This is a genomic window from Ureaplasma canigenitalium ATCC 51252 (genome assembly GCF_000712165.1).
Lineage (GTDB): Bacteria > Bacillota_I > Bacilli_A > Mycoplasmatales > Mycoplasmoidaceae > Ureaplasma > Ureaplasma canigenitalium.
Genome location: NZ_JONZ01000004.1, coordinates 130,411 through 154,143, shown reverse-complemented (window position 1 = coordinate 154,143; position 23,733 = coordinate 130,411). Strand labels below are relative to the sequence as shown.

The window sequence follows — 23,733 nt, the reverse complement described above, 5'->3', positions numbered from 1 at the left end:
AAATAATTGTTCATTTTTATTTTATAACATATTTATTTATTGTCAATGGTTTTAATGTAGTTTAAATTACCTTTTTGTTCAATTTCCTTGATTTGCTCACTTGTAATAAGAAAGACAACACTATTTAGAATAGTATCGAACTGAAGAGTAAATCGTCTTTTTGTTACAAATGGAAAACCGTCAGGGTGTTCCGTAACAAATTTCATTGGTAAATGGAGTGTTAAATGACCAAGTTCGAAGTCGATTGTATAGGTAACAGGTTCTTTTAATCCTTGAAAAAGAGCTGTCTTCTTCCCTTTATCGTCCTCGACTTCGCTAACAATACTCGCTTTTAAATTATTTAACTCACCTTGCATGTATTGGCTTCTTAACCGGTAGAAACGGGAAATAGCGAATCTTATATCATATCCGTTTTCCGTCTTTTTAATTTCAGTATAAGCACTTTCAAGTTTACTTGTTTTTTTACCGAAAGCAGCGGCTACTCCGATAACTATACCAAGGGCTGCGACACTTAAACCACCAAGGATAAAAAATAGTTTGTATTTCTTTTTTTTATCAATATTAGTCATTATTGTTAATATTCTTTATTAAACATCTCTTCCCCAAGAGCAAGAACTTCATTCGGTTTTTTAAGACCTGTACCAGCTGGGATTAAGTTACCAAGGATGACATTTTCCTTTAATCCAATTAGCATATCTCGTTGACCACGAGCAGCGGCATCGGTCAAAGTTTTCTTCGTATCTTGGAATGAAGCAGCTGAAAGGAATGAACCTGACTTACTTGGAGCATTATCAAGACCAAATACTTGATTAATGGCCACTGGTGGGTGTTTACCTGTTGAAAGCAATTTATCTGATATGTCAATGAAATCATTTATACTAATTGTTTCACCAACAAATAGTTGTGAGTCACCAGTAAATGTAATTGTCACCTTATTTGTTAATTGAGAAATAATCACTTCGATATACTTATCTGAAATTTCAATCCCCTGAAGACGATAAACTTTCTGCACTTCCTTAATAATGTAATGACGAACTTTCTCAATTCCAGCTCATTTAAGGAGTTCATTGACATCAATAGAACCTTCGGTAATCTTTTGACCAGGTTCAACTTGGTCTCCTTTTCTTACTCGAAGAACAGCACTATGCTTTGTAGTGTAAACCACTTCTTCGTTGTCATTATAAGCAACGGTAATTTCAAAGTTATGGTTAGGTAATTTCTCAATTTTAGTCACCTCACCTTTAACTTGTGAGATGATTGCTTTCTCATTTTCTTGTGGTTGGATACAATCAAACAATTGCTTAATTCTCTCGAAACCTTGCGTAATGTTTGTATCCCCTGCAACCCCACCAGTGTGGAAGGTACGCATCGTAAGTTGAGTACCTGGTTCACCGATAGATTGAGCAGCAATTACTCCGATTGCTGTCCCTTTTTCGATTAGTTTATTTGTACTTAAATCAAGTCCGAAACACTTTTGACAAATACCACGCTTACTTCGACAGTGAAGCGGTGATCTAACTTCAACTTCGCGAATCGCAAGTTTCTGAATCCGGTTTGCAACTTCTGTTGTAACGATGTTATCATGTGAAAGAATCTTATTACCTGTTGAGTCATAAATGTCGTCAAGCACAAAACGTCCAACGATACGATCTTTCAACGGTTCAATGACAGTGTTGTCTTTTGTGTTTCGAATTTCCCGTACTCAAATTCCTTTAGTTGTTCCACAATCATCATTTTGAATAACAACAGCTTGGGTACTATCAACAAGTTTTCTTGTCATATATCCTGACTTCGCGGTCTTCATCGCAGTATCGGTCATCCCCTTACGGGCACCAAATGAAGAGTTAAAATATTCAGAAACTGTTAATCCTTCAATAAATGAGTGCTTAATTGGAATTTCGATGGTGTCTTTAATAACTTTTGATTGATGTTTTTGGTCATAGTTATATGACTTCGACATAAGACCACGCATTCCAGCAAGTTGGGTGAAGTTTGAAGTATTACCACGAGCACCAGACTTGGCCATAATAACAATTGGATTATCCTGATACTCAGGACTTTCGATTAACTCTTCAATGTCCTTTGTAACTTGATCCTTCGTTTCACTTCAAGTACGAACAACCTTGGTATAACGTTCATCATCGGTTAATTTACCATCAAGGTAGAATTCTTTATAAAGATTAATTTTTTCGTCTGTTTCTTTAAAGTAATCATACTTTTTATCATAAGACGGGATGTCAAAAGCAGAAATACTTGTCGCTGAAATCATTGAGTATTCAAAACCAAGACTTTTAATTTTATCCATTGTTTCAGGAACAACTTCAATCGGACATGTTCGGTATAAGAAATCAATAACATTACTTAATGTTTTCTTAGTTAATGGTTCTCGTTTTAGATAACTACTTAAGAAACTTCGATAGTCAGCTCCGTATTCAATAATTTCATGAGCATTCAAATCGGTTAAATTCTTAACACTATTTATGTAAGGGAAGTCAACCGGTAAAGCTTGGTTGAAAATGATTCGTCCAACCGTTGTAATAAGTAGTCCCTCGCGACGAAAACGTTTTCCTGGGAAAGCTTTTGTCGCAATACCGATTGTTTCATTAATCTTAATTGTTTTTAATTTATAAGTGTTAATTGCTTCATCAATACTATGGAAAGTATGAAGGTGGTCATACAATTCATTCATTGCTTTACCCGGTTCATCCTTCATCATTTGCTCAATCTTAGTTGGAAAATGTTCTTTCGTTAGATAGTAAATACCAAGAATCATATCTTGTGTAGGAGTAATAATAGGTTTACCATCTTTTGGACCAAGAATGTGTCACGAAGCTAGAAGAATTGATCTAGCTTCAGCGACAGCTTCTTTTGAAAGAGGGATGTGAACAGCCATTTGGTCCCCGTCGAAGTCAGCGTTAAATGCCGTTGTTACAAGCGGGTGCAGACGAATTGCTTTTCCATCAACCATCTTGGGTTCAAAAGCTTGAATCCCAAGACGGTGAAGGGTTGGAGCACGGTTTAAAAGAACAGGACGTTCCTTAATTACTTTTTCAACAATTGGTCATATATCTTTATCCTGAGCGATAATTTTTTGTTCAGCAACTTTAATATTTGTACAAATTGGTTGAATTTCATTTCCGTTATCATCATGCTTTGTAATTAACTCAGCAATAATAAACGGTCGGAATAATTTAAGAATCATTAAAGCAGGAATCCCCACTTGATACATCTTTAATTCCGGGCCAACAACAATTACACTACGTCCTGAATAGTCAACACGCTTACCAAGTAAGTTTTGACGAAATAAACCTTGTTTCCCTTTTAAATGATTGCTTAATGACTTAAGAGGACGTTTATCCTTACCGACAACTGGTTTCTTTCTTGCATTATTATCAAATAATGAGTCAACAGCTTCCTGTAGTAGACGTTTTTCATTGTCAAGTAAAATTTCAGGAGCATCGGTTTGCTTCATTAATTTTAAACGTTCATTTCGAATGATAATTTTTCGATAGAAAGTGTTTGTATCACTTGTTGTAAAACGACCCCCATCAAGTGGAATGATCGGACGTGTTTCACTTGGCGTAATTGGGATTCGAGTCATAATCATTCATTCTGGCTTGCATCCAGAATCTTTGATTCATCTTACACACTCAAGACGACGCAGTAACTTTCGTGTTTTTTGATCATTTGCATTATTTGATGCTTTAATATCTTCTTTAATTTTTTCAAGTTCCTGTTCTAAATCAAGAGTTGATAGTAACTCACGGATGGCTTGAGCACCAATCCCGAAACGAACACCAGTATGTCGATAGATGAAAGCCATTACATCTTTTAGTGAAAAGGGAATATTTGAGTCCTTTAACATTTGGTCATAAGTGACAGCAAGACGGAATTCACGGTTGTTCATTAAGTCTTCATTTGAAAGACCAAGTGAGATTTTTTCTTGGATATTTCTTAATGTACGTCTTAACTTATTTCTAGATCTGATGGAATTTTTTTGAGAAGTTAAGTCTAACACTTCCTTCTTATTAAAGATAGGTTTTCCATCGTATTTGTTGTCCCCTTCATCCATAACAATGTAGTTTACGAAATAAACAACTTGATCAACTTCTTTATAGGTAATATCAAGCAGTAAGGAAATTTTTGAAGGAGAGGGTAGTTCTTTGGTAAATCAAATATGAGCAACTGGACTCGCTAATTCAATATGCCCCATTCGTTCACGACGAACAATTGATTCTGTGATTTCAACCCCACATTTTTCACAAATTTTGCCTTTGTGTTTTACTTTTTTATACTTACCACAGTAACACTCATAGTCCTTTGATGGACCGAAGATTTTTTCATCAAATAACCCGTCTGGTTCTGGTTTAAATGATTTATAGTTAATCGTTTCTGGTTTAGTTACCTCACCACGTGATCAACTTAAAATTTGTTCAGGAGAGGCAATTCCTAGTTTAAGTGACTTAATTCCTTTTTTATTTGTCATAATCTAAGTTCTCCTTTATTAGAAATTATCCTCGTCATCATCGTAATCACTCGTAATCACATAAGAATCCTGAGTATAAGTAATTGGTTTAATTTCTTCTTGTTCTTCAAGCTCTTCTTTTTGTTTATAGTCACGAAGAATGTAGTCATTAATATCAATTTCCTGACCATCGTGAGTTTCAACTGACAAGCACAATCCAAGTCCTTGGATTTGTTTTGTTAATAATTTAAACGACTCAGGCATTCCGTTTGCGACGATGTCTTTTTTCTTTATAATCGCATTATAAGCTTGGTTTCGTCCTTGAACATCATCTGACTTAATAGTTAGGATTTCAAGTAAGTTATAAGCAGCACCATAAGCTTCAAGTGCTCAAACTTCCATTTCTCCAAATCTTTGACCACCATTTTGTGATTTACCACCAAGTGGTTGTTGTGTAATCTTACTATAAGGTCCGACACTACGGGAGTGAATCTTATCATCAACCATGTGATCAAGTTTTAGCATATAAGAAACACCAACAGAGATAAGACCATCAAATGCTTCACCAGTTCGACCATCATAAAGAGTTTGTTTTGCACGCTTTTCATTTGTGTCGATATCTGCTTCATCAAGCATCTTAACAATATCCTCTTTAGTAGCTCCATCAAATACAGGAGATGCGACCTTGATTGCAATATCATCCATCGAAAGACCAAGTGAGTTAAGAATAATTAGCTTATCAATTAAGTCGATGTCTTCAACTTTAGTTGCATTTTTCTCCTTTACAAGATCTGTCATCTTTTTATAAAGACGTGATGCAATATTTTCGTGCAGACCAAAAAGGTTTACATATTCTTCAAATCCTTTACCTTCAAGAGCAACTCGGACAAGTTCCTTCTTTCCTATTTCATGAGCGGCATAACCAAGGTGTAACTCAAGAATTTGACCAATATTCATCCGCGATGGAACCCCTAATGGGTTAAGAAGGATATCAAGCGGTGTCCCATCTTTTAGGAATGGCATGTCTTGTATTGGAACAACTTTTGAGACAATCCCTTTGTTCCCGTGACGTCCCGCCATTTTATCTCCAACTTGGATTTTACGTTTTTGAACGATGTAAACTTTGACAATTTCAAGTACATCATCAGGTAAATCACTCGCATTGTCATCCTTGCTTGAAATTCGTTTAACAGCAGCAACAATACCTTCTTGACCATGTTTAACTTTAAGTGAACTATCTTTGACTGTTTTTGCTTTATCACCAAAAATAGTTTGCAGTAATTTATCCTCAGGAATAGTGTCAACATTACCACGCGGAGTTGTTTTTCCAACAAGAACATCACCCTCATGAACTTCAGCCCCAACAATTACGATTCCATTTTGATCAAGGAAACGACGTGAATTATCGGAAGTGTTTGGTACATCACGAGTAATTTCCTCATCACCATTCTTTGTTTTCATACATTGAATAACATGTTCGTCAATGTGGATCGATGTAAATACATCACTTGTCACTAGTCGTTCAGATATAACAATGGCGTCTTCAAAGTTATAACCACGTCATGTTGTATAACCAACAAGAACATTTCTTCCAAGAGCTAACTCCCCATTTTGCATCGCAGGACCATCAGCTAAAGTTTGACCCTTAGTAACATGTTCATTAACATCAACAATCGGGGTTTGATTATTACATGTATCTTGGTTTGATTTACGATATTTAACCAACTTAACTTTTTCTGGTTTCTTTGTATCTTCATATTCTACTGTAATACTTCGACCATCAACATGTGTAACAATACCGTTATCACGAGCTGTGACGGCCATTCCAGAGTCATGAGCAATCTTAAATTCAGTACCAGTTGCAACAATTGGAGCATATGGTCGAATTAACGGTGTAGCTTGACGTTGCATATTAGAACCCATTAAAGCACGAGCCCCATCATCATTTTCTACGAACGGAATTGAAGAAGCGGCAATTGAAACTACTTGGCGCGGAACAATGTCAATAAAATCAACTTCAGATGGTTTGAAAAGACCTGTCGAACCACGATAACGACAAATAACAGAATCACCCTTAATTCGGTTGTTTTCATCTAATTCAACTGTTGATTCGGAAATAATATAATTGTCATCTTCGTGAGCTGTTAAATAAACAAATTCGTCAGTTACAATTCCATCTTTAACAACATAGTAAGGAGCAACAATAAATCCATTTTCATCAATTTTCGCAAGCGAAGCTAGCGACATAATTAACCCGATGTTCATCCCTTCAGGAGTTTCAATCGGACAGATTCTTGAATAGTGTGAGTGGTGAACGTCACGAATATCAAGGTTTGGGTCTTCACGTGAAATCCCACCAGGTCCCATTGCTGAAATCCGTCGCTTGTTAGTTAATTCTGCAAGCGGATTTTGTTGGTCAATAAATTGTATTAATTGGTGACTGTTGAAGAAATCTTTAATTAATGCTTGGAATTGCTTTGTGTTAATAACCGACTTAACACTGATTTTCTTTTTCTTTTCTTCTTCAGTTAAATCACTTTCTTCAAGTTCTCTATCAAGTTCAGGGTCAATATTTTTATCATTGGTGTTTGTGATATTGTTTGAAGAACCGTCTGAAATTGCAAGTTTTTCAGCAATAAACTTTTCGATACGACTCATACTAGTCGCAACTCGAGCACGAAGAAGTTCGTGAATTAATTTTAGACGCTTATTACCTATATGGTCAATGTCATCAAAATCACCAATACCATAGTTAAGGTTGTAAATATAACTAACTGTAGCAACAAGGTCAGCGACAGTTAAATGTTCAAGTTTACAACCAGGAGCAATACCGACGATTCTAGTTGTATCAGTACGGTCATCATTATCCTTATAAACAGATATTGATTCAATATCAAGATACTGGTCAACATCATCACGCAGTGAAGATTTTGTTAATTTGATTCTTGAAGCTCATTTGATGTCGTTCTCTTTACCATAATCTTTAATCAATCTTATGTGATCTTTAGTAATTAAGGTATCCTTCGCAACAATGATTTCACCCTTTTTATTAAGGATGTCTTCTGAAATTACTTTTTGGAATAATCTAGATGTGACAAAAAGTTTCTTATCAAACTTATAACGTCCAGCAGAAGAAATATCATATGAACGCTTGTTAAAGAAATGGTTTTGAAGCGCATATTGGTAAGAAATATTAGAAATATTTTTAAGAGTTTCAATGTTTTTGATATTGATTGAAAGTTGCTCTACTACTTCTTTAGCAGCTTTTTCGGTAATAATTTCATCAAGGATGTCGTTAATTTCGTCATAAAGTTTTTTATTTGCTTTTTTAAAAGCCGCATCCTCTACATCTTGGTTCATATGAAGAAGGCTTTCAAGTTCTTCTTTTTTAGCTACATAATCATAGACAAGACCCTTTATGTGAGCCAGTAAAGGAGAACCATTTCACATGTATTCTTCTTTATTATTGAAGTATTGGCCAATGTGGAAAAGTTTATCGTATAGGTCTGTTACATCAACAAGAATTTTAGCTAAAATATCAGAATCAACCGATGCTGCAAAGATGTTTTCTCTGTTGTAGTTTTCTCAAGTTAAGGAATTTTGAATTTCAACCTCATCCTTGAAAATATTTAAAATTTCATTATTACTTATACCAAAAGCTTTAAGGATAGTAGTTGCACTAAAGACCTGAGCATTATCCCCAGAAGCATCACGTGCTACAAATTGAATGTAGTTTTTATCTTTTGGACAATGTCCTAACATCAAAGTACCTTTAGCAGGGAAAATTTCACAAATTCTCCCTTCATAAAGACGTTTTCGAGAACCGTTTAGTTTAATATTCGCTTTCCCAAGGACATAAATCCCGGGTGATCTTACAATTTGAGAAATTACAAATTTTTCAATCCCATTAATTATGAATGTCCCTTTTTGAGTCATTCGAGGAATCGCACCAAGGTAAATACCATCTTCCCCAGACTTAGAATTTTTAACAGCACGTTTCACTTCACCAGTATGATTATCTACCAGTTCAAGATCAACATAAATTGGTGTTTCGTAAGTTTTTGTTTCATCACGACATTCATCTTCACTACGGATTGGCTCTTTAATTTTAATTCCCTTAAAATTAAGACTATACTTCCCTTGTGGAGACTTCATTGGAAAAATCGAGCTAACCACTTCTTTTAAGTCCTTCTTAATGAAACGAGCAAAAGAGTGTACTTGTAGTTCTAGTAAATTTGGTCCTTCAAAAGAATTTTCGATCTTTGAAAAATCACGACGTAAAACACGTCTAGCGATTTGTTTTAAACGATAGTGTCGGTTCGTTTGCATCTATTTTTACCTCAAACATCTTTATAAATGACAAAATACCCGATTAAGGGATTTATATCAAAATATATAGTAACTATTAATAATAGCAAAATAATCAGTAAAAGTAAACTACTAAACCGATAGATTTAAAACGATTTTGGTTCATAGAAAGCGATGATTTCGCTTAGCTTATCAACCGCATTAAGTGGATTAAAACCGGCGGCTGTTTCGCCAGAAAGCATTAAATATTCTGCATTGCTTTTAATCGCATAAAAAACGTCGGTAACCTCAGCCCTTGTTGGAAGAATGTTTTTCTCTAAACTATCTAGCAATTGTGTAGCAATAATAACTGGTTTACCCATTTCTTTACATTTTTTTACAATAATATCTTGCAGGAAAGGTACCATAAAAAAATTAGTTTCAAGCGAAAGGTCTCCTCGTGCGACCATTACCATGTCAAAGTGATGTACAATTGCTGTTAAATTACGAATCGCTTCGCTAGTTTCAATCTTCGCAATCAATGTTGGTTTTCAATTAGAATCAATTTGTTTAATTTCGTTTATTAAATCCTTTATTTCGTTTTGGTTACTAATAAAGGAAATGGCAATTAAATTTATTCCCAATTCGTAAGCTAATCGAAGATCATCCTTATCTTTCTTTGAGAGAAAAGGTAGGGAATAATTTTTGTGAGGTAAATTGATTCTTTTGTTGTTTCTGATTGTGTGAGTATTTAAAGCGATACATTTAATTTCACCTAAATCAACATCTTTACTAATCACCTTAAGCATTAGTTTTCCATCATCAACTAAAATAGTATCATTCTTATCGACATCGGATGCCATATTGTATGTGCCTGACCCATCAGTAAGAAAGATTTGTCCATCCATCACATTTCTCTGTTTTGTGTATAGAACAATCTCTTCGTTCATAGCAACCGCTCTAGGAGCGGTTAAAAATGAAACTCTAATCTCAGGTCCCTTGGTATCAAACATAATATCAACATTCAAATGATAATCATTTTTAAGTATGACTACAAGGTACTTAACAAGTCGGTAGTAGGGTTCGTTGTTGTGTGAAAGATTAACACGAAAAACATTAACACCATGATTGACAAGATCAATTAATGATGTAATCAATTTTTGTTTTTCATTTGACGGTAAATGATTAAATTCGTCAATCGATTGAAGTGCTCCAAGGATAGCCGGACCTGTTGTTGCTATGATTTTAGTCTTTTTTTTCATTTTAAAGTTTTTTTAACCTCAACTACATCTTTTTCTTTATCATAACAAATCACATTCATCTCATGATTAAATAAAATAGTCTTTAATTGAGAGTTAAGAAACGAAGTGATTTGCTTTATAATTTTCTGATCACTAATAGAGATATTAGCACCACGTTGTAAATAAGAAAGATTAATATAACGAAAACGGTAGAGCGGATGTTCTTCAATAACACCCTTAAGATTTTCAAAGAGACCAGCACTAAAAACTTTTTCTTGTACCCCAACAATAGGATCGTAATTCGACGTTTTATCTTTCATTCGTTCAAATATTAAATCCATTATTTCTATTGTGTCTAATTCTCTATTTGTGTTGTCGAGAATTAAAAGTGGTTTGAAAGTTTTAAGACTTTCTCTTGTTAATCAGTTACTATTACGACCCATATATTCTATAAATTGAATAGCATCATGTGTTCTAGCACTTTTAATTAGGGCATTAGTATTTAGAATATTCGAAATTGTCGCCGAATCTGCTCCGACCGTGTAACTATATTTGAAATCATTATCAATTGAAGCTAAAATACCGATTGATGTAATTTTGCTTTTTTGGTGCAACTCATTAAGTCCTGCCATTGAACCATCGCCACCAATAACCACTAATAAATTAATTCCTTTTTCTTTCAGATTTTTAATAATTGTTTTAGTCTCAATATTGTTGCCAAGATCAACAAAGCGAGCACTCTTAATAACCGATCCAGAAGCATTTTCGTCGATAAAAAAAATGTTTTCTGGTTCGACTTCTTTTATGTCATCCTGAAAAAGTCCAAGATAACCGCGATATCCAAAGAAAATTTTAACTTCCTTTTTGTTGACTCTACCATAATGAATTAAATTCAAACTTGTCTCTTTAATAAGTTTATTCATTCCCGGACTATCCCCACCGGAAGTAATAATTAATGCATTAATTTTTCCCATAAATTAATTTATCCTTTAACTCATTTTCAATTTCAAGGATACGGTTATATTTCGAAACCCGTTCACTACGCGATAGTGAACCGGTTTTAATATAGTCAGCAGAAACCCCAATACTAAGATCGGCAATAAAAGTATCTTCAGTGTCACCAGAACGATGTGAAACAATAATTTTCATCTTTTTTGATTGGGCGAACTTAATTGTTTCAATTGTTTCTGTGATTGAACCGATTTGATTGGGTTTGATAAGGATAGCATTAGTAAGATTCATCTTACTATATTCTTTTAAATAATGAAGATTCGTACAATAAAGATCATCTCCAACGTTCATAATCGAGCACTCTTTATTAAACTGGGCAAATCCTTGAAGATCGTTCTCCGCAAAACCATCTTCAATACTAACAATAGGAAATAACTCAATTAATTCCTTATAGTATTGAAGGAGTTCTTCTGATGTATAAGTTAATTGACTAAAATTCGAGTTGTTACTAATTGCTTTTTTAAAAATATAAATTGAATTATCAGAAAGTTCGTTAGCAGCAACATCGATTGCAATACCAACTCCTTCGGTTGAATCGGGAGTATATTTTGCTTTTTTAATTGCTCTTGTTAGTAATTTAAGTGCTTCTTCAATTGAAGGTAAATCGGGGGCGAAACCACCTTCATCTCCTTTTGAAGTGCTCAATTTTTTTTGCTTAATAAAAGCTTCTAGTTCATAAAAAATTTCAGCACTAATCTTTATTGCTTGAAAAAAAGAACTTGCTTTTTGGGGGACAATCATAAATTCCTGAAAGTCAAGCGAATTATTCGCATGAGCTCCACCATTAATTAAGTTAAGCATCGGAATCGGAGCATGGTAAAGATCTGTCTTGTCACCCATTAACTCTTTTTTTATGTAATCATAAATTTCCATTTTCTTGGTAAGAGCAACCGCTTTGAGTAGTGCGATGCTAACTGAAAGAATAGCATTTGCTCCTAGGTTGCTTTTATTTTTTGTTTCATCTAATAGGAGTAGTTTCCTATCAAGTCTAGTAAAATCGTCAAGTTCTTCACCTATAAAAACAGGGGCGATGATGTCGTTGACATTTTGAATTGCATTAAAAACACTTTTACCCTTAAATTTTTTCTTATCTCCATCTCTTAGTTCTAGTGCTTCTTTCTTACCTGTACTAGCACCTGAGGGAACAATAGCACTTACTTTTTCACCATTACTAAGAATAATTTTGGTCATCAAAGTAGGATTACCACGAGAATCTAAGACCATAAGGGAAAACATGTTTTTAATTTGCATAAAGAAACATCCATCTGTATAAAAAGAAATAAAGATTAAAGATCAAGATCAACGAACACTTGTTCAAGCGAAGGGTCAGGAGCGACAATCATTGGTTTTCGACTCCGTTTTTTCGGTAGTTCGTCAACTTGTTTAACCGGTTCTTTGACTAAAGCATTGATTAGCTGAATAGCGACAATTAAATAAAAAATAAAGGAAATCATTAGAATGATACTTCCTATTGTAATTGTAAAATAAATAAGACTTTGATTGGTATAACCAACACTATGATAAATAAACGAAGGACTGATTGAAAGATTATCGCTAGCTATTGTGAAACTATTAATATTTAGTAGGTTTGTGTGTAAATCTTCAATCGGAGTGATGTTGTAATAAATCATAAAATTCATCAGCATTTGATTTTTCTCATCAATACTTAACGCTGGGTTACTAATAACCAGGTTGCGATAATTATTATAGAAAGAATTAGCAATTATCTCATTTACATTTGAAATATGCATATTAATTCCAAAAAGATAAACTATGGTAGACATTAACATTGTTGTAAGCACTATTCAAGCAATGCTACCACGTCCTAAGTTTAGTTTCCCAATTAGAACCATATTGAAAAAATAGAAAAAAATAGCGATACTAAAAAAGACGCTAACTAGTATTCCATTAGGACTTAACGATGTTCAAGTTTTGATGTATCCATTATCAAAAACGGAATAATGATAATCAAAGTTTAAGGTGACACTTGAACTATAATCTTTGATATTAGGATTAAATTCAATACCCGATGGTTTCGCAATCGCTCCTACAAACAATCAAGAGAAAACGAGCAATCCAAAAAACATCGTTAAGAAAAGGGTAGTAAAGTACATTTTAAATTCTTTGTTCATATTACCTATTTTTTTCTAACATACTTTCTTTCATCAATAAAGGTTGATCAATACCAAGATAATCTAAAATAGTCGGAGCGACATTCGCAAGAGAATAATTGACATTATCTTTTAATTTTACCTTATTATCGGTAATGACAAACAAAACTTTACTATTTGTGTGTGAAGTTATAACTTGTTTATATTCATCAACCATACAATCCGCATTTCCGTGATCAGCGGTAATAAAAAGAATTCCGTTGTTATTACTAAAATAGTCGTAAAGTTTTTTAATTTCACTATCAAGGTGTTTAATCGATTCCTTCGTTTTTTCAAGGTTCCCTGTGTGACCGACCATATCAGCATTCGCATAGTTAATAATAAAAACATCGTATTGATGATAAAAATCAATCGCTACTTTAGTTATCAAGGAAGCTGACATTGTAGGATCTAAATCGTAGGTTTTGATCTTTTTCGAAGGGACAAGTATTTGGGTTTTTGAAGGGTATTTTTTATCAATTCCACCATCAAAAAAATAAGAAACATGAGCATATTTTTCTGTTTCAGCTATTCTCGCTTGACGAAGATTGTTTTGCTTTAAAACATCACCGAGCGTTTCATTTATAATCTGTTTTTTAAATAACGACGATGAATTAATTCCCGGAAATTCAACCATGGTAAATAGGTTAATATTTTCAATATATTTATTATGACGATATTGAAAATAATCACTATGTTTAAGAAGATGACACATCTGCATCATTCGGTCAGCACGGTAGTTTGCAATGATTACTGTGTCATTTTCTTTTAATGCAAAATCAAACTCAGTAGGAAAGGAAACAGGTTCAATAAACTCATCCGAAATATTTTTACTGTGAGCTTCATTAAAAATCTCTTCTAAGGTTTTATTAGTTGTATTTTCATTAAAAAACATCACATTAAAAGCTTGCGAAGTTCTTTCTCATCTTTGGTCACGATCCATTCCGAAATAACGTCCACCTAGCGATTTAATGACTGCATTATGTTTAGAACAAAAATTTGTTATCTCATCAATAAATTTATGAAATTCATGTTTATAAGAATCTCGACCGTCAGTAAGAATATGCAAAATTGTCTTTTTATTTCGTTTATAAAGTTGACTAATTAATCACTTAATATGGTCATGACTAGCATGCACTTTTCCTGTTGAATAAAGACCAACAATATGGACATAATCATTTTTAATCGTGTCTAGGAGCGGGTTACGATAGTTTTGATCATCAATAAAACTGTTAATTTGTTTCTCATCATTAAGAATAATTGTCCCTGCACCAATCGTAAGATGACCAATTTCTGAATTACCAAATTGGTTATCATGTAACCCCATATACCTTCCACTAGCATGAATTGTATTATGCGGATATTTAGATAACAATTCTTTTATAAAATGATCATTCTGGTAAATGGCATTGTGTTCATTTGCTTCACCAATTCCATATCCATCTAGTATCACTAAACCTATTTTTTTTCGTTTCATACCTACTTACCAAATTGACTCATAATTTCATTAAATGAAACCGGATCAATTGAAGCTTTACCAACAAGTACACCATCAATGCCCTTAATATTTAACACATTAGCAATGTTATTCGGACTAACAGAACCACCATAAACAACAGGGATATTAAAACCTGTTTCCTCCTTAAGGTGGCTTTTTATCATATGAATCATTTTTTCAATATGTTCACTTGAAGCAATTTTCTTCCCAATAGCATAGATTGGCTCGTAAGCAATTATCAAATGATCAAGATGATCAAAGGTTTTAATCATACTTAGTTGATTTTTTAAATAAGCTTCTGACTTCATTCCTTCATAAGTTTCAAGTGGTTCACCAATACAAAGAACTGTTCTCATTCCGTATTTAAGTGCTCTTCTTGTTCTTTCATTAACCTCATCCTGACCGATGTAAACTCGAGTCTCACTATGACCAATTAGCGCATATTTAACTCCAATATCTTTTAACTGTAGCACACTAATATTGCCAGTAAAAGCACCATTTTCTTCATAATGGACATTTTGTCCAAGCACTTCGAAACCTTTTTCTTTAAAAAGTTTTCGATAGTGTTGCAGATAAACATCCCCAATTGCTATCCCAACAAATAGGTCGTCATTTTTTTTAACATCTACCTTTTCAAGAAACGAAAGCAACATTTCTCTTGTACTATACATTTTAAAATTTGCTATAAAATACCGCATACATTATCCCTATAATTATTTAGTATTAATTATACATTTGAAGAATTTTAAATATGATAAAAATCATTGCGGTTGGTAGTGTCAAAAATAACCATCTTAAAGAATTGATTAATGAATACCTTTGTAGAATTCTCCCTTATAGCAAAATTGAAATCATTTTTCTAAAAGACCATAATGATCCGAAAAACGATAGCCAGGGGGAACTTGAAAGAATCTTAATGGATGAAGGAAATGAAATAAAAAATAAAATCAATCCTAAGACCGATTTTATCTTTAGTATGTGTATTGAAGGCGAATTATTTGACAGTGTCATGTTTAGTCAAAAAATCGAAGAAATTAACATCGGTGGCCATAAAAATATTGTTTTTATCATTGGTGGTTCTCATGGACTGTCAAAAACCATCAAAGAAATCGCTCACGTAAAACTTAGTTTTAGTCCAATGACCTTCCCACATAACTTCTTTCTTGTAATGCTACTCGAACAAATTTATCGAGCTATAACGATTACTAAAAACATTAAATATCACAAATAGTTTAATCTTCTTGATTATATTCTTCAAATACAGAACCACCGTGTGAATCAAACTTAATTAAATGAATATAGTGATCGACCACTGGTTCAATTTCATGCAAAACGAATTCAACGGGTTCAATCTTTTTAACATCACCGACTGAGTTTTCAAGGATGATAAAATCATCAGTGATTTCCTTAATCCTATATATTTTTTCGTCTTGCTTCTGTGGTTTAATTAACATATTTGTGAACCTCTCAAGTTAACCATATAACTATACATTAAAAATATCTTTTTTAATTATTTCTTTTAATTTAAGGCTAAAATCACCAATGACCAATGAAATCTGCTGGCCATTTGATAAGATGCCTTTAACTCCTAGTTTTTTTAAGTTATCTTTATTAATTAATTCTTTGTCTTTGACTTGCAGTTTTAGGGTATTAATGGTTGCATCCACATCAAGGATATTATCCTTCATTCCGACATAAGAATAAAAATCATTAATATCAAATGGTAGCTTTTCAGTGATTGAAAGTTGCTCATTGTGCATCTTTGCTCTTTTTTTCGCCTTCGCTCGAAGAACGAAATAGGCTATCCCAAAAGTAAATATATACAACAAAATGATCTTTCAATTCTTCTTCATAACTACCCTTTCAAATCTACATATAATTATAAATACGACCTAGTTATTTTGTTAATTAGTTTTTGTTTTTTCAAATTAAACATTAAAAAGATTTTTGATTTAGATAATTCAATCTTGATGGTTGAAATTTTTTTATTTTTTAAAACAAGTCTACCATCAATTACTATATTCGCTAAATTGTCATCGTTTTTGATAATTAAACTGTTTTTTTTATCAAAAACAATCGGTTGGTCAAAAGTTCGATAAACATTGTTATTAACACTAAAAACATTTTTAAAAATAAAAAGATTTTCTACATTAAAGAGCATTGGCCCACCGATTGATAAATTTTTTCCAGTAGAACCTGTAACTGTTGAAACATAATAAGAACTACTATGTGAGGAAAAAAAGAATTCGTTATCTAAATATAAATGATGTTGAAAAACTGTGTGGTTTTCAACATATATTTCATTAAATGAAAAATATGTTTCGTTATCAACCTTAACTTCCAAAACATCTAAATGCTTATACGATGACGGTTCTAGGATTAAATTTATGTCAAGATCATCAATACTATCGAAAAAACTATAAAAACCTAGTCTCCCATAATTAATACCAATAATTTTAATATCTGTTTCCTTATACCTATCAAGGTTAAAGAGAATTGTTCCGTCTCCTCCAAGAACAAAGAGATATTCAAACTCTTCTTCATCGTAAATAAATAATGAGTCCTTACCTGAGTTTAGTTTATCCTTCAGTTTTTCAATCAGTGAGGTGCAGATGTTATTGCAACAGTGAATGTTGTATTTAAGAGTTTTGCTCATTTTAACGAATATCTTCCTTATCTCGAAGAAAAATTTCTACATCTTGTGAATTATAACCAACTAATAGTCGATATGGTCTTTGAAATTGGTCGTATTGAATAGTGATAGGACTTTTAAATAGATTAGAATGAGTAGAAAGTAAATTAATCGCTTCATTAGTAGTGAAGTTATTAAGTTTTTCCTTTGTAATATTCATTTCTTTCGCAATTGCTGTTTTTAATGAAAAAATGTTTTCAAAACCGTTGTCACATAAGAGCAAAATGTCAAGTATCATACTTCTGCTGACATGATCTATACCAAGCAAAATTTTGTTAAACCTAATTTGATTCCTTCTAAAAAAAGCAACGATTTTCTTAGATGCAGTACAGTTTTGCGAGTAAAGTACATATATCATTAAAGTTCCTATATTTTCTTCCAATGTTATTTTATCGTTAAAAGTAATAAAATATATTAAATTTTTTAAAATTTTTTCGAGGAAATATGAAGCGTATTCTATCTGGTATTCAACCAACAAATAACTTAACACTCGGTAACTACCTAGGAGCCATTCTCCCGCTCGTCTTACTTCAAGATGAATATGAGATGTTTCTTTTTGTAGCAGACCTCCATGCTCTTACGACAAATCTTTTTGATAACACTGATTTTATTACAAAAAAGAAAAAAATCATAGCAACATATATCGCTTGTGGACTTGATTTAAATAAGGTTAACTTCTTCTATCAAAGTAAGGTGGAAGCAATTCCGCTTTTATCGCATATCCTTTTGTGTATGTCAACCTTAGGAGAGTTAGAACGTATGACACAATATAAGGATAAGATTCAAAATTTAAAGAATATGTCTAACAACACAAAGATGATTCCTACTGGACTTCTAACTTATCCAACCCTAATGGCTGCGGATATTTTAATTTTTAATGCTGACTTAATTCCTGTAGGGAGCGACCAAAAACAACATCTTGAATTAACACGTAACTTAGCTTCCCGTTTTAATCAACGGTACGAAGTAACCTTTACTATGCCAACTCCATTTATACCAAAATATGGTTCGCGGATTATGGATTTACAAAACCCATTAAATAAGATGTCAAAATCCGCTTCTAATACAAAAGGGACAATTTTTCTTACTGATGATGAGAGTACTATCAGAAAAAAAATTATGTCAGCTAAAACAGATAGTTTAAATAATGTTAAGTATGACCCTGAAAAACAACCAGGCGTTACTAATTTAATCAACATTTTTGTGGCACTTTCATCTAACTCAATAACAGATGTAGAAAAAAAATATGAGGGTAAGAGTTATGGTGAATTTAAAAAGGATGTTGCCGATTTAGTTATTAATAAGTTGTCTTCAATTAACGAAAAAGTTGCTGAACTAATGTCATCAAGTGTTCTCGATGAGGTAATTAGTCGTGGAACTCTCAAAGCAAATGATGTTGCTAACTCGACAATTGATTTGGTGATGAAAAATATGAAATTTAATTAATGGTATTCTATATAATATATAAACTATATAAAGTTTGCAGGAGGAAAAATGAATACACGATTTAATAAATTTCTAATTACCTGTGATTTAGATGGTACTCTATTAGATTCCGAAGGTAAATTGAGTGAAAAAACAATTCAGGGAGTAAAAAAACTAGTTGAAGATGGCCACATTTTTTGTATCGTAACAGGAAGACCAATCCGTGGTGCTCTTCATGTTTATGAACAGCTTGGACTTAAAACATTAATGGCCAATTACAATGGTGCTTATATCTCAAATCCAACTGATATTAACTTTACACCAATTAACATGCCTTTTAGTAAAAATATTGTTAAGGCTATTTTGTGTGACCCTTATATCTCAAAAAATATCTCTAATGCGGTTGTTGAAGCAAACAATGAAGCGAGACTTCTAAATGACCATATGGACCCTGTTATTTGAAAGTCATTCCGTGATATTTTCCATGTTAAAATGGAAGAAGGTGGAAACTTATCACACAATCTTGAAAATAAGATTGAAAATATCAAAGACGATGTTAATGCATTATTGCTAAATGTCGATTCAAAATCATTGTTTGACACTATGGTTTACCACATCAAGCAAATAGCTCCGACTCTCGCTGTGAGAAGTTGATCAACATCAAGTGCTGATACCGTTGAAGTTATTGAAATTAATTCCGCTTTCGCTGATAAAGCAATGGCCATGCGTTATCTTTCGTCATATTACGGTATTCCTCTTGATCGTTGTATTTCCTTTGGTGACGGTGAAAATGATTTAACTATGTTAAATCAAGCTGGTTATGGTTTCGCAATGAAAAACGGTACAAGAAGTGCTAAACTAATGGCTCGTCATATCACGAAACACACTAACCAGGAAAATGGTGTAATTTGAGAATTAGATTATGTTTTAAAGGAAATTTACGAACGTAATTGCATTAAATAGTAAGGTTTTGTTTCATCATAAAAAATCATCAAATAAAAACTGTTTGATGATTTTTTTGCTTTTTTAGATAGTAATAAACTGTACCAAATTTTTTTTATGTTTAAATAATATTGATATATAAATCTATGTTTTTATATATAGAACATATATTACTTATTTATATCGTTAAATAAATATAAATATTGTAAAGGATTGTAAAATGAAAAAAAACTCAAATAAGAAAAGCCTTAATGCTCACTTTTGGAGCACTAGCAATTGGTGGAGCAATCGCTTCTGTTGCTGTGGCATGTCGACCAAATAACGGTGGAAGTCAACAACATAAAGGAATTGTTGAAATTAATGACATACTTACACCAAGTATTCAAGCTAAGCAAAACCCATCAAAAGGTAGCGACTACGAATTAAGTGAAAACGATAAAGGTACTCTTGTTGCTAACTCAATGACTGACCCTTACAAAGCAGCTCTTTATCTAGCTAGAAGTCTTGATAATGCTGGTTATAAATTCAGTGAATCAGGATTGAAGGATAGAAAAAATAGCCAAGGTAAGAATTTTGCTTCTTATGAAGAATATGCTTTAGATGCAATTGCTAAGGTTAAGAAGTATGTTAAAGCTGTTGCTAATCTACCTAAAATTAAAAAATTAAGAGATGATAACACTACTCTTCTTTATGCAGAAGTTGCATACAAAGATATTTCAACAAAAAATAATGATTTAGCTCTAAAAGAATTCTTTTTCCAACAACCTTCATTATTCCCGGTTATTTATGGTCAACCAACCGATGAAGTACCTGGCTTTGGTTTAAGATTCCCTAAACCAGTAAATAAAACCACTGACAAGTTTATCGATGTTTGATACGGAATTGGAGCACAAGCTAACTATGGTGGTGGAAAAGGAGCTCAACCTTCTTTCTACGGAACCCTACACGACTCATATGCTGGAACAGCTGATTATTTAATTTTTAACTATGATAGTAACAAAATTAAAGCTGGGGAAACTAAGGCTGAATGAGAACAATATGCTAAGAACAAAATTAACAATTCCCGTGTATTTGTTTCTGACTTCCAACACGGTTATGCTGCAATTTGAGGTTTAATCGGTACAGTTCACTTAACTAAACAAATCGCTAAGTTCCTTGGTGTAACTGATGCTGAGCTTAACGCTATTCAACTTGAATGAAAAATTCCTACAAAGGATGAAATTAATTATATAAGATCATCAAAAGCTCCTGCTGAAAAGCAAAAACTAGCAACTCACTTCTATAGTTTATGAGACCACTTGATTGCTCTTGGAGTTCAACCAGATATTTCATCTTATAACGATGATAAAGGTACAACTCATAAAGAAATTGCTGGTTTCCTTGAAGAATATGTTGATAAGTCAAAAACACAATTTGTTGACTCAGCAACACTTACTGACCCAACTAAGGCTGGTTCATTAGGAATTTATGCCCTTGCGGCTAACTCAAGCCATATTGGTCGTTCATTCGCTAAACACTTTGAACAAAAGTCAATTATTGCAAAGGTCGAAACAGAACGTGGTGACACAGGTAGAACGAGATCTCCATGAACTTTTGAACTTTATGACAAGAAAGCTAATACAATACAAAAATTCAAAGATGATGCTAGCACACCTTATGTTAAGTCATTTAAAAAGTTAGCAGACGAACTTAAAGATGCAACTGACAAGATGGCAATGGAAGCAAAAGAAGAAGCTAAGAAACTATAATTTTTATGTTTAGTTATCAAAAAAAGCTCGAAAAGAACAACGATAACAATGAAAAAATAATAGATTTAAACTTTGAAAAAAAGAAAAAAAGAAGACTAATGTACCAATCATTCATTCTTGTGGTCGTTGGTCTTCATGCTTCTATGTTTTTTCTCCTTTATTTCTTTTATGACAAAGAACTTGGTATTTCCCTTGAAGCAATCCAGCGAAAAGTGGATCAAATAGAAAGAGGACGTGATTCTGCACTTAGTGCAATTGTTCTTGAACCGGTCGGGGTTATACTTTCCGGTATTGCTCTCTCATTCGCTGGATTCTCAATGCAGATAGTTTCACGAAACCCCCTTTCCGGCCCAACAACTTTAGGATACTTACCCGCGGCAATTCTTGGTCTAGCGGTAAGTAGTCTCGCAACTGGTGCTGAATTTTCTCTTCCAATCGTTCTTGGTGTTGTATTCGCAGGTTCCTTAATCGTTATTAATTTCTTTATGATTAAAGGTAAAATTTTTGAAGCTGGTTTTAAACCAATTCTAGTTGGTTTTGCTATCGGAGGGATGATTACCGGGGTAAACTTCCTACTAAAAAATTATGTTAATGAATTACGTAATGCAAACATCGCTAACTTTGTTGGTAACCCACTTTCTGGTCGTCCTGTGATTCAAGACTTATACTATACAACGCCTTTAATCCTATGTTCGGCTATTGCTGTTCTTGCGATGTCACCATATTACCAAATTATGAGTAAAGATATCCTTCTTGCAAAGACTCTCGGAATTAAGATTAATTTAGTCTTTTGAATGACCGCAATTTTTGCCGTAATTTCAACGGTTTCATCTATCATCCTTGTCGGCGTTGTAACCCTTATTGGCTTAGTCGCACCACATATAGCACGGATTATTAATCCTAGGGGATCTATTTGACAAAACTTATTCCTATCATTCTTTGTATCATGATTCTTCGTCTCAACATCAAAATGATTAGGACGATTCCAACCAGCATATGATATTAACTTCCTAAGTTCTATCCTTGCTATGCCAGTGTTCTTCTATATTTTTAGTTCAAAGAGGTTCGCAAAACATGTTGAGTAATATTGAACTAAAAACACAAATTAAAAAAAAGTGATTTATTCCAATCAAGTATCGTCCTTTGACGACAATGTTGTTCTTTATCCTTGCAATCGGGTGTCTTATTTGTCTTATTTTTGGGGTGACAATTGTCGAAGGTAAGGCTTTTACAAACTTCAGTCAAAATGCAATACAAACTTACAAGGTTGTAATACAACTGCTAATGAGCGGGATGGCATTAGGAACTAGTTCGTATATCATACAACGACTAAGTAAAAACCGGTTTGCCGATGTCAGCATTATGGGGATTGGTGCTATAAACTTACTCGTCTTTTGTTGTATCGGACTTTATGTTAATTTTAATGAACCATCTGAAACAGAAAAGTTATCCGCAATTACTCAGTGAATCTTCATCCCGGTTAGTCTTGGTCTTACTCTAATTTACTATCTTTCAGCAAAAAGTCGTGGGGTTTTTAACTTTAAAAAACTTTTGATGTTTGGGGTTATTCTTTCATTCTTCCTAATTGCTGTTGGTCAGTCGATTAAATCATTTCTTGACTATGCTGCAACTCCGTATATTGAAGCTTATATCCATGGGGGAGCAATTATCAAAAGCAATGTAACCATTTATGTTAGTCTTGGTTTTATTGTTGTTTGTTTAATTTTCCTTGCTTTCTCAAGTTATAACTTGCAATTAATTACCATTAATCAACAAATCGCAAAACAACTTGGAGTTAAAGTTAATCTTCATATCGCTCTTGCGATGGTATGTATCGGGATAATGGTAGGGGCAAGTTATGCACTTTCTGGTGATTTTGTTTATGTCGGATTACTTGCTGGAAATGTAGCAATGCGAAAACGAAATAATAATATGGGTTTTGGAATCTTTAATTCAGGTTTCTTTGGTGCTATTTCAACCCTTTTAACATACTTCATTGCCGTTAATATGTTAAGTATTGATCCAGAGTCGTTCGGTACCTTAGTTCCATTAATCATCGGTCCATACTTCATTTACCAGGTTATTAAAGGATAAAATATTATAAATTCAGGTTTTGGCCTGAATTTTTTGTTTACTTTTTCTTTTTAACTAATTATACAAAGTTATTATTTCCCCAAAAAAATGGACACTTATTGAATGAAAAAAGTAGATTTTTTTAATATAAAGAACACAAAAAAGGGTTAAAAAATCGTAATATTATACGAACATTTTAAA

At 33.1% G+C, this 23,733-nt stretch carries 19 protein-coding genes; 6 read left to right on the top strand and 13 right to left on the bottom strand.

Annotated elements, in window-relative coordinates:
• Positions 1-32: 32 nt before the first annotated feature.
• The 9 genes from T416_RS0100670 to T416_RS0100630 all read right to left on the bottom strand — a co-directional run bounded on the left by T416_RS0100670 (position 33) and on the right by T416_RS0100630 (position 15,350).
• Positions 33-569 carry a hypothetical protein gene (locus tag T416_RS0100670; RefSeq protein WP_031488916.1) on the bottom strand — a complete coding sequence of 179 codons (537 nt, stop codon included), beginning with the start codon at positions 567-569 and terminating at the stop codon, positions 33-35.
• A gap of 5 nt (positions 570-574) precedes the next feature.
• A complete protein-coding gene (gene rpoC / locus T416_RS0100665) occupies positions 575-4,486 on the bottom strand; it encodes a DNA-directed RNA polymerase subunit beta' (protein WP_031488915.1) in 3,912 nt (1,303 codons plus the stop codon).
• A gap of 18 nt (positions 4,487-4,504) precedes the next feature.
• Positions 4,505-8,794 carry a DNA-directed RNA polymerase subunit beta gene (rpoB, locus tag T416_RS0100660; protein ID WP_031488914.1) on the bottom strand — a complete coding sequence of 1,430 codons (4,290 nt, stop codon included), beginning with the start codon at positions 8,792-8,794 and terminating at the stop codon, positions 4,505-4,507.
• 125 nt (positions 8,795-8,919) lie between these two features.
• Positions 8,920-10,014: a pyruvate kinase gene (gene pyk, locus T416_RS0100655; protein ID WP_051675853.1), complete on the bottom strand. Its 1,095-nt coding sequence runs from the start codon at positions 10,012-10,014 to the stop codon at positions 8,920-8,922.
• Positions 9,990-10,967: a 6-phosphofructokinase gene (locus tag T416_RS0100650; protein ID WP_031488912.1), complete on the bottom strand. Its 978-nt coding sequence runs from the start codon at positions 10,965-10,967 to the stop codon at positions 9,990-9,992. Before T416_RS0100650 ends, pyk begins: the two co-directional genes overlap by 25 nt.
• Positions 10,954-12,255, bottom strand: coding sequence for a phosphopyruvate hydratase (gene eno / locus T416_RS0100645; RefSeq protein ID WP_031488911.1), 1,302 nt, complete (start codon positions 12,253-12,255; stop codon positions 10,954-10,956). Before eno ends, T416_RS0100650 begins: the two co-directional genes overlap by 14 nt.
• A gap of 35 nt (positions 12,256-12,290) precedes the next feature.
• On the bottom strand, positions 12,291-13,136 hold the full coding sequence (locus tag T416_RS0100640; protein WP_031488910.1) for a hypothetical protein: 846 nt from the start codon (positions 13,134-13,136) through the stop codon (positions 12,291-12,293).
• 1 nt (position 13,137) lies between these two features.
• A complete protein-coding gene (gene gpmI / locus T416_RS0100635) occupies positions 13,138-14,631 on the bottom strand; it encodes a 2,3-bisphosphoglycerate-independent phosphoglycerate mutase (RefSeq protein ID WP_031488909.1) in 1,494 nt (497 codons plus the stop codon).
• A 2-nt stretch (positions 14,632-14,633) separates the two neighbouring features.
• Positions 14,634-15,350 carry a triose-phosphate isomerase gene (locus T416_RS0100630; protein WP_031488908.1) on the bottom strand — a complete coding sequence of 239 codons (717 nt, stop codon included), beginning with the start codon at positions 15,348-15,350 and terminating at the stop codon, positions 14,634-14,636.
• Between the two features lie 53 nt (positions 15,351-15,403).
• Here T416_RS0100630 and T416_RS0100625 point away from each other — a divergent pair, with 53 nt between their 5' ends.
• Positions 15,404-15,883: a 23S rRNA (pseudouridine(1915)-N(3))-methyltransferase RlmH gene (locus T416_RS0100625; RefSeq protein WP_031488907.1), complete on the top strand. Its 480-nt coding sequence runs from the start codon at positions 15,404-15,406 to the stop codon at positions 15,881-15,883.
• Between the two features lies 1 nt (position 15,884).
• On the opposite strand, the gene T416_RS0100620 is transcribed toward T416_RS0100625, so the two are convergent.
• Genes T416_RS0100620 through T416_RS0100605 form a run of 4 tightly spaced genes read right to left on the bottom strand, consistent with a single transcriptional unit; the run spans position 15,885 to position 17,702 of the window.
• Positions 15,885-16,106 carry a hypothetical protein gene (locus T416_RS0100620; RefSeq protein WP_031488906.1) on the bottom strand — a complete coding sequence of 74 codons (222 nt, stop codon included), beginning with the start codon at positions 16,104-16,106 and terminating at the stop codon, positions 15,885-15,887.
• A 30-nt stretch (positions 16,107-16,136) separates the two neighbouring features.
• Complete coding sequence (locus tag T416_RS0100615; protein WP_031488905.1) at positions 16,137-16,505, bottom strand: PTS sugar transporter subunit IIB; 369 nt, start codon at positions 16,503-16,505, stop codon at positions 16,137-16,139.
• A gap of 26 nt (positions 16,506-16,531) precedes the next feature.
• Positions 16,532-17,308: an NAD(+)/NADH kinase gene (locus T416_RS0100610; protein ID WP_031488904.1), complete on the bottom strand. Its 777-nt coding sequence runs from the start codon at positions 17,306-17,308 to the stop codon at positions 16,532-16,534.
• Between the two features lies 1 nt (position 17,309).
• The gene (locus T416_RS0100605; RefSeq protein ID WP_031488903.1) at positions 17,310-17,702 is read right to left on the bottom strand and encodes a Spx/MgsR family RNA polymerase-binding regulatory protein; all 393 of its coding nucleotides are present in this window, start codon (positions 17,700-17,702) and stop codon (positions 17,310-17,312) included.
• A gap of 86 nt (positions 17,703-17,788) precedes the next feature.
• On the opposite strand from T416_RS0100605, the gene trpS reads away from it, so the two are divergent.
• The 5 genes from trpS (at position 17,789) to T416_RS0100580 (ending at position 23,553) form a co-directional block, all read left to right on the top strand.
• On the top strand, positions 17,789-18,790 hold the full coding sequence (trpS, locus tag T416_RS0100600; protein ID WP_031488902.1) for a tryptophan--tRNA ligase: 1,002 nt from the start codon (positions 17,789-17,791) through the stop codon (positions 18,788-18,790).
• Positions 18,791-18,838: 48 nt separating this feature from the next.
• Complete coding sequence (locus T416_RS0100595) at positions 18,839-19,732, top strand: Cof-type HAD-IIB family hydrolase (RefSeq protein ID WP_031488901.1); 894 nt, start codon at positions 18,839-18,841, stop codon at positions 19,730-19,732.
• 230 nt (positions 19,733-19,962) lie between these two features.
• Entirely contained in the window at positions 19,963-21,459 is a 1,497-nt protein-coding gene (locus T416_RS0100590; protein WP_051675850.1) for a Vmc-like lipoprotein signal peptide domain-containing protein, read from the top strand.
• A gap of 5 nt (positions 21,460-21,464) precedes the next feature.
• Positions 21,465-22,544, top strand: coding sequence for an iron ABC transporter permease (locus T416_RS0100585; RefSeq protein WP_051675848.1), 1,080 nt, complete (start codon positions 21,465-21,467; stop codon positions 22,542-22,544).
• A complete protein-coding gene (locus T416_RS0100580) occupies positions 22,534-23,553 on the top strand; it encodes an iron ABC transporter permease (protein ID WP_051675846.1) in 1,020 nt (339 codons plus the stop codon). The genes T416_RS0100585 and T416_RS0100580 overlap by 11 nt, the downstream gene beginning before the upstream one ends.
• Positions 23,554-23,733 lie beyond the last annotated feature (180 nt).